Genomic DNA, 15153 nt, shown 5'->3' on the forward strand with positions numbered 1-15153 from the left:
CCTGCCCCATGCGCGCCTTGCCCCTGAACATCGGAACCATTCACTTCGTCGGTATCGGCGGCATCGGCATGTCTGGCATCGCCGAAGTCCTGCACATGCTTGGCTACAAGGTGCAGGGTTCGGATATCGCTGAAGGTGCCAATGTGCAGCGCCTGCGCCAGTCCGGCATTATCGTTCATATCGGCCACGACGCCGCCAATTTGGGCGATGCACAGGTTGTCGTGACCTCCACGGCCGTAAAAAAAGACAACCCGGAAGTCGTGGCCGCCCGCGCCAAGCTCATTCCGGTCGTGCGGCGGGCGGAGATGCTGGCCGAACTGATGCGCCTACGCTGGTCTGTCGCCATTGGCGGCACACACGGCAAGACGACCACGACCAGCCTCGTGGCCTGCGTTCTGGAACATGCGCGTCTGGACCCGACCGTCATCAATGGCGGCATTATCGAAGCTTACGGCACCAACACGCGCATGGGCTCAGGCGACTGGATGGTCGTGGAAGCCGATGAGAGCGATGGCTCCTTCCTGCGCCTGCCAGCGGTCATTGCTGTGGTGACGAACATGGATCCGGAGCATCTGGATCACTGGGGCACGGAAGAGGCCATGCAGGCCGGCTACGACCAGTTCGTCTCGAACATCCCGTTCTACGGCTTCGCGGTCCTGTGCGTGGATCACCCACAAGTGCAGCAGATGATCCCCCGCCTGTCCGATCATCGCGTCATAACCTACGGCTTCAGCCCACAGGCCGATATCCGCGCCGAAAAGGTCGTGATGGACAAGCGCGGTGCGACATTCGAGGTCGTGGTTACCAATCGCCAGCGCAACCGCTCGCGCCGTGCCGGGCCGTTCCGCCTGCCGATGCTCGGACACCACAACGTCCTGAATTCACTCGCAGCCATCGCCGTCGCGCTTGAAATGGAAATCAGTGATTCCGTGATCGCGTCCGCGCTGACGACCTTCAAGGGTGTCAAGCGTCGCTTTACCCGCACAGGTGAATATAACGGTATTTCCATCATCGACGATTATGGCCATCACCCCGTTGAAATCGCCGCCGTGCTCAAGGCCGCCCGTCAGGCCGGTGCGCGCAACGTCATCGCCGTCATGCAGCCACACCGCTATTCACGCCTGAAGGTCCTGTTCAACGAATTCTGCACCTGCATGAACGATGCAGACACGGTCATCGTGGCCGACGTCTATGCCGCGGGCGAGACGCCGATAGAGGGTGCGGGCCGCGATGCGCTCGTTGAAGGTCTGCGCGACCGCGGCCACCGCTCCGCTGTACCGCTCTCCGATCCGGCCCATCTGGCGGAAATGATCAACGCTATCGCCAAACCAGGCGATTACGTCGTCTGTCTCGGCGCCGGCACCATCACCCAGTGGGCGCAGGCACTCCCTGCCCAGCTCGAAGCCCTAAACAGCCAGACCGCAACTGAAGGCGCGGCATGACAGGCAGCAACGATTTTCTCGTCACGGGCCTGCGCGGCAGACTGACCCCGAACGCACCGCTCGGTCCCCGCGCATGGTTCCGCGTAGGCGGCCCGGCGGACTGGCTGTTTGTTCCAGAAGACCAGGACGACTTGACCCTTTTCCTGCGCGAAAAACCGGCCACCATGCCGGTTACGGTTCTGGGTGCGTGCTCGAACGTCATCATCCGCGATGGCGGCATTACCGGCACGGTCATCCGTCTGGCCCGCGGCTTTGCGGACATCTCCGTTCAGGACAACAGCCTGATCGTGGGTGCGGCCGCGCTCGACATCACCGTGGCCGAACATGCTGCCTCTGCCGGTTTGGCAGGGCTGGAGTTCCTGGCAGGCATTCCGGGATCGATCGGCGGCGCCGTTCGCATGAACGCTGGTGCTTACGGATCGGATATCAACGCCATTCTCGAATGGGCGGAGATCCTGACGGCTGAAGGCGAATTCCGGCGCCTGTCCCATGACGACCTCGGCTTTGCCTATCGTCATTCAGAGCTTCCCGAAGGCAGCGTAGTCATCCGCGCCAGCCTGCGCGGCACACCTGACAACGCAGACGCCATCCGCAGCCGTATCGCGGATATTCGGGCCTCGCGCGAGGCCTCGCAGCCCGTGCGGGCACGAACTGGAGGCTCCACCTTCCGTAACCCCGAAGGCCACAAGGCCTGGCAACTCATTGACGAAGCCGGATGCCGTGGTCTTCAAATCGGAGATGCGCAGGTCAGCGAAAAACACTGCAATTTCCTGCTCAATCTGGGACAGGCCAGCAGCGTGGATCTGGAAGCGCTAGGCGAAACCGTGCGCGAAAAAGTGCTGGCACAGAGCGGCGTGGACCTGCATTGGGAAATCAAACGTATCGGGCGCAAATCCGAAGGAGAACAGACGGTATGAAGGTCGCAGTCCTGTTGGGGGGAACATCCAGTGAGCGGCCTGTCAGTCTCATCAGCGGCAAGGCCGCGATCGAGGCTCTACGCGAAAAGGGACATGACGTCACCCCGATCGATGTCGGACCGGATATCGCAACGACCATCGCCAGCCTGAAAGCCGCCGCACCGGACGTCGTTTTCAACGCCCTGCACGGCCCCCGTGGCGAAGACGGTGCCATTCAGGGCGTTCTGGAATGGCTCGGTCTACCTTATACTCATTCCGGCATACGAGCTTCAGCGGTGGCAATGGACAAGGGCGCAACCCGTATCCTGCTTGCTGCCGCTGGTCTACCCGTCGCACAGGGGCGTGTCGTGACGGTTGAAGACCTAGCGGAAGCCGATCCTCTCCCCGCACCTTACGTCATTAAGCCGGTCGCCGAAGGCTCCTCCGTCGGTGTCGAAATCGTGCGGACGGGAGACAACCGTCGCACCGAAATCGCGCGGACCTGGCGCTTCGGAAAAGAGGCACTGGTCGAGAGCTTCATTCCCGGCCGCGAGCTGACCGCAGGCGTCATGGGAGACCGGGCTCTGGCCGTCACGGACATCCTGCCCAGCGAAACAGCTGCATTTTATGATTTCGAGGCCAAATACAAGGCTGGCGGCTCGCGTCACGTGGTCCCTGCGAAACTTCCACAGGCGGTAACAGACCGGGCCCTTGATTACGCTCTGCGCGCTCACCAGACACTGGGCTGCCAGGGAGCCAGCCGCACGGATTTTCGTTATGACGAGGACACCGACACGCTGGTCATCCTTGAGGTCAACACACAGCCTGGCATGACACCAACATCCCTGTTGCCAGAACAAGCCGCCTATTGCGGGATTTCCTATCCGGAACTGTGTGACTGGATGGTCCGGGAGGCACTGGCGCGCTAATGCGGGAGGATCCGTCCTTTCAGAGAGACGATTTTGTCCGGGAGCGTTTTTCCGGGGTCCTGCCGCCTCAGGAAGGCCGTCCGTCACGGGCAAAGCTATTCTGGCGCCGGCAGCGGCGGCTCGTCCGGCCTGCGATCGTATTTCTGGTTGTGATGGGAATTGCCGGGGCGGGCATTCGCCTTCTGTATGACGCAGCCTCCGAAGAGCGCTTCGCCCCGCTTAGGGCTCGGCTGGTCGAAATGGAGCCGCTGCCCATCCGCCATATCGTCATCAACGGTCGCGGCATGACCAGCGAAGCCTCGATCCAGGAAGCGCTGGGCACATCCGTCGGTCGTCCCATTTTCGGATTTTCCGTTGAGGCCGCGCGGCAACGGCTGGATGAGTTGCCCTTCATAGACCACGCAACGGTCGAACGGCACATGCCGGATACCATCATCATCACACTGGTGGAGCGCACGCCGATCGCCGTCTGGCAAGACCGTGGACATTTCATGCTCATCAACCGGGCAGGAGAAGAAGTCTCCGATCAGGGCCTGACAGGAAAAAATGCACAGGCTTTTCTGCAACTACCCCTCGTAGTGGGTGAAGGTGCGAATACGGCGGCCGCAAGCGTGATTGATGCTCTGAACAAGGAACCTCTGGTCAAAAGCCAGGTCACGGCCCTGATCCGCGTGGGCAACCGGCGCTGGAATGCCACGCTCAAGGACGGCACGACCGTAATGCTGCCTGAGGGCGAGGAAGCCACGGCGTTCACCCGTCTTGCCCACTATCAGCAGAGCATGCGCCTACTGGAGAGGCCGGTCCAGTCGATCGACCTGCGTCTTCCGGACCGGATGGTTGTCCACCAGCCGCCTCAGGCGGCTCCACCTCCGGATGACACAAAGCCTGACCCATCCTCACCGACACCACCAGCAGACAGCACGAAGCAGCCATGAACGACCACAACTCCATGTCAGATCTTCCGGCATTCCGGCGCCGGGGCGGTCTGAGGGGCCGGTCCCTCATTCCCGTCGGCGGCGAACGTGACGTCAGCGTCAACCGCGTCCCGCGTGACATCCTTCTACTTCCTCCCGAGGACACCCAGCGAAACGTCAGCTGGCGTCCGGGCATCTTCGGCGCGCTGGACATCGGCACGACGAAAATGACCTGCCTGATCGGCAAGGGCGAGCCGGATGGCTCCATTCAGGTTCTGGGTCATGGATGGCGCCGTTCCCACGGCATCCGTTCAGGTTCCATCGTTGATATACGCGAGGCCGAAGCCGCGATCCGGGCCACGGTCGGACAGGCCGAGGAAGCTGCAGAGCGGCGCATGGACTCACTCGTCGTCAACCTGTCCTGCGGCCGCCCGCTGAGCCGTCTGGTTGACGCACAGATTCCCATCGGCGGCCGCGAAGTCACTGCCGGTGACGTGCAGCGCCTGATAGCTGAAGGACAGGCCCGTGCCTGGATGGAAGGCCGCGAAGTCATCCATACGCTTCCCATCGGATATGTTGTGGATTCTATCCCCGGAATCGCGGACCCGATCGGGCATCAGTGTGAAGAACTGGCCACCCGGATGCATGTCGTAGACATGAATTCCAGCGCCTTGCGCACTCTGGATGCCGTTCTGCAACACGCCGAACTGAAGCTGGACGGGTTGGTCGCGAGCCCCTTTGCCTCTGGCGTTTCAGTCCTGGCCGCCGAAGAGCGCGAACTGGGCGTGACCGTCGTGGAGATGGGGGGCGGCACCACGTCTCTGGCCGTTTTCTGTGAAGGCAAACTGCTCCACACAGCCCAGATCCGCGTCGGCGGCCTGCATGTCACGCGAGACATTGCCGGTGTGCTCTCGACGTCTCTGGAAACAGCTGAACGCCTCAAGACGATGTATGGTGCCGCCCAGATGGGTTCGGACGACCAGCGCGAAATCCTGTCGGTGCCACTGATCGGTGAAAACAGCGACCGCCTGGTCCGCCTTCAGCGCTCCAAAGTCATTTCCGTTATCCAACCCCGGATTGAGGAGACGCTCGAACTCGTGCGGCAATCGCTCGATAATGCGGGACTGGGTCGACTAGCCAATGGTCGGGTCGTGCTGACAGGTGGCGCATCGCTTCTTGAGGGAATCGTGCCCGTCGCAACGCGTATTCTGGGCCGACCTGTCCGAATGGGAAAACCCCAGAACATTTACGGCCTGCCCGAGACAGCCGCGGCTTCGGCAGGATTTTCAACCGCTGCGGGGCTTCTGGCCTGGGCAGCGGGTGCGGATCGGGATTTCGGAGATATTTCCGTTCCGGAACCCAAACCTCGCGGACTTGTTAAACGTCTCGTAGGCTTCATACGCAACAATGTGTAGTCTACTACAGATCACAACGCCCACACCTGTCGCTTTCATGAAGTTCCGGACCAGATCATGACGCTGAACCTTACTCCTACTCCCAATTCCCACGTTGAGCTGGCGCCACGGATTACCGTGATCGGTGTCGGCGGCGGCGGCACGAATGCCGTCGACAACATGATCGCGTCTGAACTCAAGGGCGTGGAATTTGTCGTTGCCAACACTGACGCCCAGCAGCTCGCTCACTCCAAGGCCGAACGACGCGTCCAGCTTGGCCCGCATCTGACGCGCGGTCTGGGTGCAGGCGCAAAACCGGAAATCGGTCGCGAAGCTGCTGAAGAAGCGGCTCAGGAAATCGACCGTCAGCTCGAAGGAGCGAATCTGGTCTTCATCACGGCTGGCATGGGCGGCGGCACGGGTACGGGTGCAGCTCCGGTTATCGCGCGCATGGCGCGTGAGCGCGGCGTCCTGACGGTTGGCGTTGTTTCCAAGCCCTTTAATTTTGAAGGCCGCCGTCGCACGACTGCTGCAGAAAACGGTATTGCCGAGCTGCAGAAGCACGTCGATACGCTAATCGTGATCCCGAACCAGAACCTGTTCAATTCGGCAACACAGAACACGACGTTCCGCGAAGCCTTCCGTATGGCGGACAATGTCCTGAACATGGGCGTTCGGGGCATTACGGACCTCATGGTCTCCCCAGGCCTCATCAATCTCGATTTCGCGGACGTCAAAGCCGTGATGGAAGAGATGGGAAAAGCCATGATGGGGACAGGCGAAGCCTCGAGCGAAGAAGATGCGGAAGATCGTGCCGTGCTCGCAGCCGAGCGCGCGATTTCCAACCCGCTGCTGGAAGACGCTTCCATGGCAGGTGCACGTGGTCTGCTCATCAACATCACCGGCGGCGAAGACCTGACGCTGTACGAAGTCAACGCTGCTGCGGACCGCATCCGCGAGGAAGTGGCCGATGATGCCAACATCATCTTCGGCGCACTGATCGACGAAAAGCTGAACGGTCGTGTCCGCGTGTCCGTCGTTGCAACCGGCATCGACACACAGCCGCGTCAGAACCCTTCAGCTCCGAGCGCAGAAACCATTCAGACCGCTGCGCCGCAGGTGAACGCCGGAGCGACGGCTCCGCGCGAAAGCACCGGACCCCGTACGGCAGCCTCCTCGTTCCAGCCTGGTTCGACCTATGCAGGTGGCCCCCCGCGCCCGAATTTCGCGATTGATTCCCAGTCGCCGGCTCAGAACACAGCCCCGCCACCTCAGCAGGAAGCTCCGGCGACCCAGCCCACAGCCCCTGAAACCCAGCCTCCTCGTCAGGAGAACAGCCATCAGCCTTCTCCCCGGGCCGGCCTGTTCTCCGATCCGTCCCGCCATGCCCCGCCGCCGCAGCCCGAAGCGCCACGGAGCCTGTTCGGCATGGTCACAGGCGCCTTCCGCAGCCGTCCGCCCCAACCGCAGCAGACACAGCAGACCACCCAGCGGACTGAGCCCAGCACCCGCGACGGATATGCCCAGCAGGCACCCCATCAACAGGAACATCCCCCCAGCAACACCGACGATTCCAACCTGGATATTCCGACCTACCTGCGCCGCTGATCTCCTTTCCCCCTCATGCGCACCATGAGGGGGAAATATCCCGCAACAATCGTTGACTGGAACTGACGCCCTGTATCTGTTTTCTAGTCCCCGGAATCAAATTTTTCGGAGGCTTTATGCAGGTTACGCCAACACATGGCGGCAGCGCAGCGAAAGGCGTTGAGGTAGGACAGAAGGAAGCAGTCTCTGCCCTTGATGTAACGCCTTCCCGCTCCGAGCGCGGCAGATCGAAAAACCTGCAGACAACCCTTGCCAACCCCATTCACTGTCAGGGCATCGCCCTGCACAGTGGCGTAACCGTCGATCTACTTCTCTTCCCCGCCCCAGCGGATACCGGCATCAGGTTCCAGCGTTCGGACATTGAGGGCTCCCCCTCTTTTCCCGCGCTCTACGACCATATCCTTGATACCCGCCTTTCAACCGTTGTCGGGTGCCCCACGGATCCGTCCTTGCGTGTTGCCACAATCGAGCATCTCATGGCGGCCCTCAACGCCTGCGAAATCGACAATATCCTTGTAGTGGTCAGTGGCCCCGAACTGCCCGTTCTCGATGGCGCTTCGGATGCCTTTGCCTTCCTGATCCGCTGCGCAGGCCGTAAAACGCTAGACACGCCCCGGCAGGTCATCGAGATTCTACGCAACGTCCGGGTCGAAGACGAGAACGGCGCCTTCGCCGAACTACGCCCCGCCCAGCGGGGACTTTCCCTTGCCATTTCACTGAGCTTCCCGGCTCAGGCCATCGGAAACCAGCGTTACGCCATCCAGCTTGATGAACGTCGCTTCATGGAAGAACTTGCGTTCTGCCGCACCTTCGTCAACCGTAAGGACATTGAGTATCTGCAAAGTATCGGACTAGCGCGCGGTGGCTCTCTGGACACGGCTGTCGTCGTAGACGGAGAAAATATCCTCAATCCCGCAGGCCTAAAAATCGAGCGCGAGTTCGCTCGCCACAAACTACTTGATGCGATTGGCGATCTTTATTGCGCCGGCTACCGGATGCAGGCCGGATTTATTGGTCACAAATCCGGTCACACACTCAATAACAAGCTTCTGCGTGCGGTTTTTTCCGATGCATCCAACTGGCGTTTCGTCCCCACGAGCTCGTCGCGAGCCGTTACCAAAGCTCTGCGCGCGCGCGTTGCTGCCTGAGACACATGGCAGGTCTTTCGTCAGAGCATTCCCGTGATATAAGACGAAATTCCACGGGAAGAGCAGGTATGACAAGCAGCACTCAGCGTCATTTTGAAGCATCGGTCACTCATAGTGGTTTCATGCTGAGGGCTGCGGCTGTCAGCGGGTTTCTACTGCTTTCCGGCTGTTCGCTGTTCTCGCACCAGCATGAAAAGCCCGCGATTCCCAAAACGGCCGATGCCGAAACCCTGTATAATTACGGGATCGATGCCCTGCACACAGGGCATTACGAGCTGGCTGGCGGCGAATTCGAACTGCTGCAGCAGACCTACCCCTATTCCGGTTTCACAGGTAACGCCGAGCTAATGGAAGGGTATGCCTACTACCTTCAGGGTGAATACGCGCTTTCGGTCCAGCAGCTTGAACGTTACCTCCAGCTGCACCCGACCAGCCCGGACGCGGCTTACGCCTTCTATCTGCGTGCGCTTTGCTATTACGAGCAGATCGCAAACGTCGAACGTGACCAGCAGGGCACCGTTGAAGCCCTCGATGCGCTGGAAGAAGTCATCACCCGCTTCCCGCAGACCTCCTACGCCCGCGACGCCCAGTTGAAGATCGATCTATGCCGCGACCATCTGGCTGGCAAGGAAATGCTAGTCGGCCGCTGGTACCAGCAGCAGCGCAACTATGAAGCCGCCATGACCCGCTACCAGCGCGTCGTGCAGGACTACCAGACGACCAACCATGTTGCCGAAGCGCTCGAGCGTCTCGTGGAGGTCTATCTGGCCCTCGGCCTGAAAGACCAAGCGCATCAGACCGCCGCCGTTCTGGGCTATAACTATCCCGACAGCCAGTGGTATCGTTATGCCTATAATGATCTTCGGGAAACCCACCTGCTCAAGAGCGATCTTAAAAAACCGCTCATCCATCCCGGACAGCAGAGCCATCGTGGTTTCTTCTCCCGCATGTGGCACAGCGTCTTCTGACATCGTCCCTTTGAAACGGGACGACATGTTCCCAACACTGCTGTCATGCTGACACATCTCTCAATCCGTGATGTCGTTCTGATCGAAAAGCTCGATCTTGGTCTCGCCCCCGGTCTGACGGTCCTGACCGGCGAGACCGGAGCGGGCAAGTCTATCCTGCTCGACAGTTTGGGACTGGCCCTTGGCGAGCGTGCCAGCGGTGGTCTCGTCCGCTCGGGAGCGTCTCAGGCCAGCGTGTCGGCCATTTTTGAAATCACCAGCGACCATCCCGTCTTTGCCCTGCTCGACGAACACGGCATCGTGCGCGAAGACCCGACGGACCCGGTGGTCTTGCGCCGTATCGTTACGCCGGATGCCCGCTCCCGTGCCTATATCTGCGATCAGCCGGTTGGCGTCGGCCTCTTGCGCCGTGTGGGCGCCCATCTCGTAGAAATCCAGGGCCAGCACGAACAGATGGGCCTGGCCGACCAAAGTACCCATCTCGATCTGCTGGACGCTTTCGGGATTGCTCTCTCCCTGCGGGAAAAAACAGCCCAGACCTTCCGGCAGTGGACCGCGGCCCGCAGCGCCCTGAAAGCGGCGCGTAACGACATGGAAGCCGCAGCCCGTGAAGAGGAATGGCTGCGGCAGACAGTCGATGATCTGGAGCGGCTAGCCCCTCAGGAAGGCGAAGAGGATGCTCTCGCGGCAACGCGCATCAGTCTTCAGCGCGATGAGCGTCGCGGCGAAGCCGTTGCCGCCGCACTCTCGGAACTAACCCCGCGTGATCGCCGCTCTTCCGCGCCCGCTGCCGCCCTGCGCTCGGCCAGCCGCGCCCTTGCGCGACTGCTACCTGCCCCCACGGAAACGGAAACGCTTTCCGACAGCCATCAGACACAGGCGCAGGACGCGCTCGACGCTCTCGGAAAAGCTGAAGAAGCCCTGGCCGAAGCTGAAATGCTGCTTAGCCGTCTGGCCGCCGACACCGAGGGCGATCCCCGTCTTCTGGAAGAGACGGAAGAGCGACTTTTTGCGCTCCGTGCCGAGGCCCGCAAACACAACGTCTCCGTCGCCGAGCTTCCCGGTTTTCTTGCTGAGTTAAAAAGACGGCTCGCGGCCCTCGATTCCGGCAATGCTGAACTGGCGCGTCTGGAAACGGCCCTGACCGAAGCGCGCCTCGATTATGAGGATGCAGCCCGCACGCTTTCTGCCGCCCGAAAAAAAGCCGCCGAGAAACTGGAAAAGGCCGTCAGTGCCGAACTTCGCCCGGTCAAACTGGAACGCGCCCGCTTCATCGTTTCACTCCTGCCGCTTGAGCCCGATCACTGGAACAGTCAGGGCATGGAACAGGCTTCCTTCCTGATCGCAGCCAACCCCGGACAGTCTCCCGGGCCTCTAGCCAAGGTAGCGTCCGGCGGTGAGCTGTCACGCCTCATGCTTGCGCTGAAAGTGGTTCTGGCAGAACGCTCCGATGTCGGAACACTAGTATTCGATGAGGTCGATTCCGGCGTTGGCGGTGCCACCGCCTCCTCGATCGGAGACCGGTTGCACAAGGTTGCACAAGACGTGCAGGTTCTGGTCGTCACCCACAGCCCGCAGGTCGCGGCGCGCGGCGACCATCACCTGCGCATAGCCAAGCGTGTCCGCAATGACCGGACCGAGACCCTGGCTGAACCCCTGCCCCATGACGCCCGGCGCGAGGAAATCGCTCGGATGCTTGCGGGCGACATCATTACAGACGCAGCCCGAGGGGCTGCCGACAGCCTTTTGGGACATCAGATTTCATGACAACCACCCCTCTTTCTGCCGCCGAGCGTCACGCTGCACTCGAAGCGGACCTCGCGCGGTGGGACGAGGCGTATCACAGACGCGACGAGCCGGAAGTTTCCGATGCCGTCTATGATGCTGCACGTCGTGAAATTCTGGAGCTGGAAGAAGCATATCCAGATCTCCGCTCCCAAGATGGAGCCAGCCAGCGCGTTGGCGTCGCACCCGATTCCGCTTTCGGCAAATATCGCCATCTTGTCCCCATGCTATCGCTCGACAATGTCTTCGATCCGGAAGGCTTCGATGGCTTTGTTTCACGTGCAGGCCGCTTTCTCGGCCTGGACGAGGACGGCCTTCAGTCGCTCCAGTTTGTGGCCGAGCCCAAGATTGACGGCCTCTCCATCAGCCTGACCTACGAGCACGGACGTTTCGTGCGCGGGACAACACGCGGCGACGGCATCGAAGGTGAAGACGTCACGGCCAACCTGCTGACCCTGAAAGATATTCCACGCGAACTGCCCGGCGAAGCACCTGAACGGATTGAAATCCGTGGCGAAGTCTTCCTTTCGAAAAGCAGCTTCCTGACCCTCAACGAACAGCAGGTCGCACGCGGAGCAAAGCCTTTCGCCAATCCTCGCAATGCCGCAGCCGGCTCCCTTCGCCAGCTGGATGCGGAAATCACTCGCAGCCGTCCGCTGTCTCTCTTCGCCTATGCGCAGGGGTACACGTCCTCACCGGTTGCAACGACACACTGGAACTATCTGGAAAAACTGCGGAGCTGGGGGTTCACGGTCAATCCGCTCTCCCAGATGATTGGCCATGCCCGCGATATTCCGGCTTATGTCGAGAAGCTGGCACGCGAACGCTCGGGGCTGGACTATGACATCGACGGCATCGTCTTCAAACTGGACGATCTGAGCCTTCAGGATCGTCTCGGCTTTGCCGGTCGCGCTCCCCGCTGGGCCATTGCATGGAAGTTTCCGGCAGAGCAGGCCATTACGCGCCTGCAGGAAATCGAGATCCAGGTCGGCCGCACAGGCGCCCTGACCCCGGTTGCCCATCTGGAACCCGTGAATGTCGGCGGCGTCATCGTCTCGCGCGCAACACTGCACAACGAAGACGAAATCGCCCGCAAGGACGTTCGCGTCGGGGATCTGGTCCGCCTGCAGCGCGCCGGAGACGTGATCCCGCAAATCCTCGGCCCTGTCCCCAGCAATGCCCCCCGTTCAGAGCCTTTCGTCTATCCCGACCACTGCCCCGTCTGCGGATCGCTCGCCGAGCGCGTGCATGGCGAGGCGGTCCGCCGCTGCACAGGCGGCCTGACCTGCGAAGCGCAGATCGTGGAGCGCCTGATCCACATGGTATCACGCAACGCGTTCGACATCGACGGACTGGGCGAACGCAGCATCCGTGAATTCTACGACGCGGGCTACATCCGCCGCCCCAGCGACATTTTCCGCCTGCGCCAGCACGAAGAGGTCCTACTCCAGCGTGACGGCTGGGGACGGCTGTCGGTAGACAACCTCTTCCGTGCCATTGATGACCGCCGCACCATTCCCCTGTCCCGGCTGATTTTCGGGCTTGGCATCCGGCGGATCGGGGAGCGCAACGCCCAGCTTCTGTCCCGGCATTACCAGACCTTCGAAAACTGGCGCACCGCTATGCTGGCTACACGGCCGGACTCCGAAGAACGCGCTTCCCTGGGCGCCATCATGGGCGTGGGCGATGCGATCGCCGATGAACTCTCCGCCTTTTTCTCCGAAAGCCACAATATCGAGACCCTCGATGACCTGGCCTCGGAGCTAACGGACATTATCCCCGAGGAAGCTCCGTCGGAAGGGCATCTCTCAGGAAAGGTCATTGTCTTCACCGGCACCCTGACCACAATGAGTCGCCCGGAAGCCAAAGCCATCGCCGAACGTCTGGGCGCACAGGTGACGGATAGCGTGTCGAAAAAGACCTCCCTGGTCGTGCTGGGCGAAAAGGCTGGTTCCAAGGCCAAGAAAGCAGCAGAACTGGGAATCGATACCATCGATGAAAGCGGCTGGCGCACGCTGGCGGGGCTGTAACAGAACTGCAAAACCGGAACCGTGAGAAAGTTGGTAATATCCCATTTTTTCAGGGTATAACGCCTTCCGCATGTCAGTCTCCCCTTCCTCCCAGCACCAGATCATTCTTCTCCTGCTGGGCCTTGTCGCCACGGTCGCACTGATTGGCGTCTCCGTGCTGATCTCGCTGTCCGAAATCTCCTTTGCCGCCGCACGCGACGTACGACTGCGTTCACGGGCGGAAGCGGGCGACCCAAGGGCCACTGCGTTCCTGAAGCTGCGCCGCAATAGCGGTCAGGTCATCACGGTCCTTCAGATCTGCCTCAATGCCGTGGGGGTTCTGGGCGGCATCATCAGCGAATCCATGCTGAGCGACCCCATTGCGGAAGGCTTTCGGGCTCTGGGCGCAGGCCCGTCACTCGCAAGCAAGCTCGGCTCCGCCTGCTCGTTCATCCTGATCACCGGCCTATTCGTCCTGTTCGCCGATCTGCTTCCCAAGCGAATCGCGATGAACGCACCAGACCGGATTGCGCTCAAGGTCGGCTGGTTCCCCGCCGTCGCCCTCAAGGTTCTCTATCCGGCGGTTCTGGTCTTCTCGAAAATTTCCGACTGGCTGCTCAAGCTCCTCAAGATCCCGGCCGCGGCCACCGTAGAGCCCGTGACGCCTGAAGACCTGCGAGCCATTCTCGCGGCAGGAACAGCCTCTGGTGTCCTTTTGGAAGAAGAACACCAGATGATCCAGAACGTTCTGGGTCTTCAGGACCGCGCCGTGACGTCAGCAATGACTCCGCGCGATGAAATCGTATTCCTCGACGTTCAGGAAAGCCCGGAAAGCCAGCGCGACAAAGTCCGGGTGCGTCCCTACTCCCGCTATCCGCTCTGCGACGGCGGCCTGGACAAGGTCATCGGCTCCATCCGCGCCGAAGACGTACTGGTCGCTGTCGTGGACGAACCGCAGCCCAAAAGTACCGGTCTGGCCCCCATCGCCAGCCAGATTTTCAAAATGCGGCGTGATGTCCTGTCCCTGCCCGACACGCTGAACCTATGGGAAACCCTGGCCCAGTTCGAAGCCCACTCCGCCGGCTTTGCGCTAATCGTTAATGAATACGGTCTGGTTGTCGGCCTTATCACCTACAAGGACATCATGGGTGCGCTGATGGATGGTCTGGTCAGCCCGTTTGAAGAGCAGGCGATCGTCCGCCGTGACGATAAATCCTGGCTGATCGACGGCGCCGCTCCTATCGGCGACGTGATCCGCGAACTGGACATTCCAATGTTCGACGATGCCCAGAACTTCGACACGGTCGGCGGCTTCGTCATGAACCGTCTGCGTCGCATGGCACGCAAGGCAGACAGTGTGCAATCTTCAGGCTTCCGCTTCGAAGTCGTTGACGTAGAGGGCTTCAGAATCAATCAGTTGCTGGTCACGCGACTGAACTGACTTTCTGTCCGAGGTGGAGACTGCTTAGATCGTAGCATGACCGACCTAAGCCGCTCCGCTCTCATCCTTGTCGATATCCAGAATGACTTCCTGCCTGGCGGCGCTCTGGCCGTTCCGGACGGAGACAGTATTCTTGAAGCCGCCAATGCGCTTGCCCAACATCCGTTCAGGGCAGTTATCGCGACGCAGGACTGGCATCCTTTTCAGCATTGTTCCTTCAGCACGCAGGGCGGCCTCTGGCCCGTTCACTGTGTTGCCGGTACTCACGGCGCGGATTTCCCGCAAACGCTCCTGCCAGAGCCGGTAACGCATATCATCCGCAAAGGCGTACTACAGGAACGGGACAGCTATTCGGGGTTTCTCGATAATGACCGTACAACCTCGACGGGGCTGGACGGGTTATTGAAGGGGCTGGACATAGAGCACGTCGTGATCTGCGGCCTCGCACTTGATTACTGCGTGATGGCCACTGCGCTGGATGCCGTACAGTGCGGCTATCGCACAGAGGTGGTTCCACAAGCCTGCCGGGGTATCGCATCAGACCCCGGAGATACGCTGAAAAAACTTGAAAAACAGGGTGTTCTACTCAAAAGCCTGAACACTTTCTGAAGGTCAGAAC

General features: G+C 60.8%; 12 protein-coding genes. All 12 read left to right on the forward strand.

Going from position 1 to position 15153, the window contains the following annotated elements; genetic code table 11:
* Positions 1-8 precede the first annotated feature (8 nt).
* The 12 genes from murC (at position 9) to pncA (ending at position 15143) form a co-directional block, all read left to right on the forward strand.
* Entirely contained in the window at positions 9-1442 is a 1434-nt protein-coding gene (gene murC / locus IGS75_RS00985; RefSeq protein WP_194257242.1) for a UDP-N-acetylmuramate--L-alanine ligase, read from the forward strand.
* Positions 1439-2359: a UDP-N-acetylmuramate dehydrogenase gene (gene murB / locus IGS75_RS00990; protein ID WP_141352970.1), complete on the forward strand. Its 921-nt coding sequence runs from the start codon at positions 1439-1441 to the stop codon at positions 2357-2359. The genes murC and murB overlap by 4 nt, the downstream gene beginning before the upstream one ends.
* Positions 2356-3267 carry a D-alanine--D-alanine ligase gene (locus tag IGS75_RS00995; RefSeq protein ID WP_141352968.1) on the forward strand — a complete coding sequence of 304 codons (912 nt, stop codon included), beginning with the start codon at positions 2356-2358 and terminating at the stop codon, positions 3265-3267. Before murB ends, IGS75_RS00995 begins: the two co-directional genes overlap by 4 nt.
* A complete protein-coding gene (locus IGS75_RS01000) occupies positions 3267-4202 on the forward strand; it encodes a cell division protein FtsQ/DivIB (protein WP_202257309.1) in 936 nt (311 codons plus the stop codon). Before IGS75_RS00995 ends, IGS75_RS01000 begins: the two co-directional genes overlap by 1 nt.
* Positions 4199-5596 (forward strand): cell division protein FtsA, encoded by a 1398-nt coding sequence (gene ftsA / locus IGS75_RS01005; protein ID WP_141352964.1) that lies wholly within the window; start codon positions 4199-4201, stop codon positions 5594-5596. Before IGS75_RS01000 ends, ftsA begins: the two co-directional genes overlap by 4 nt.
* Before the next feature lie 57 nt (positions 5597-5653).
* Positions 5654-7183: a cell division protein FtsZ gene (gene ftsZ / locus IGS75_RS01010; protein WP_202257310.1), complete on the forward strand. Its 1530-nt coding sequence runs from the start codon at positions 5654-5656 to the stop codon at positions 7181-7183.
* Positions 7184-7299: 116 nt separating this feature from the next.
* The gene (lpxC, locus tag IGS75_RS01015) at positions 7300-8331 is read left to right on the forward strand and encodes a UDP-3-O-acyl-N-acetylglucosamine deacetylase (RefSeq protein ID WP_202257311.1); all 1032 of its coding nucleotides are present in this window, start codon (positions 7300-7302) and stop codon (positions 8329-8331) included.
* A 122-nt stretch (positions 8332-8453) separates the two neighbouring features.
* Entirely contained in the window at positions 8454-9299 is an 846-nt protein-coding gene (locus IGS75_RS01020) for an outer membrane protein assembly factor BamD (RefSeq protein ID WP_373320073.1), read from the forward strand.
* 45 nt (positions 9300-9344) lie between these two features.
* A complete protein-coding gene (gene recN, locus IGS75_RS01025; protein ID WP_202257312.1) occupies positions 9345-11066 on the forward strand; it encodes a DNA repair protein RecN in 1722 nt (573 codons plus the stop codon).
* Complete coding sequence (ligA, locus tag IGS75_RS01030; RefSeq protein ID WP_202257313.1) at positions 11063-13114, forward strand: NAD-dependent DNA ligase LigA; 2052 nt, start codon at positions 11063-11065, stop codon at positions 13112-13114. Before recN ends, ligA begins: the two co-directional genes overlap by 4 nt.
* A 70-nt stretch (positions 13115-13184) precedes the next feature.
* The gene (locus IGS75_RS01035) at positions 13185-14534 is read left to right on the forward strand and encodes a hemolysin family protein (RefSeq protein ID WP_141352952.1); all 1350 of its coding nucleotides are present in this window, start codon (positions 13185-13187) and stop codon (positions 14532-14534) included.
* A gap of 36 nt (positions 14535-14570) precedes the next feature.
* Positions 14571-15143, forward strand: a complete 573-nt coding sequence (gene pncA / locus IGS75_RS01040) for a bifunctional nicotinamidase/pyrazinamidase (RefSeq protein ID WP_202257314.1) — start codon at positions 14571-14573, stop codon at positions 15141-15143.
* The last annotated feature ends 10 nt before the right edge of the window (positions 15144-15153 follow it).

Source organism: Gluconobacter sphaericus (assembly GCF_016757795.1).
Classification (GTDB): domain Bacteria; phylum Pseudomonadota; class Alphaproteobacteria; order Acetobacterales; family Acetobacteraceae; genus Gluconobacter; species Gluconobacter sphaericus.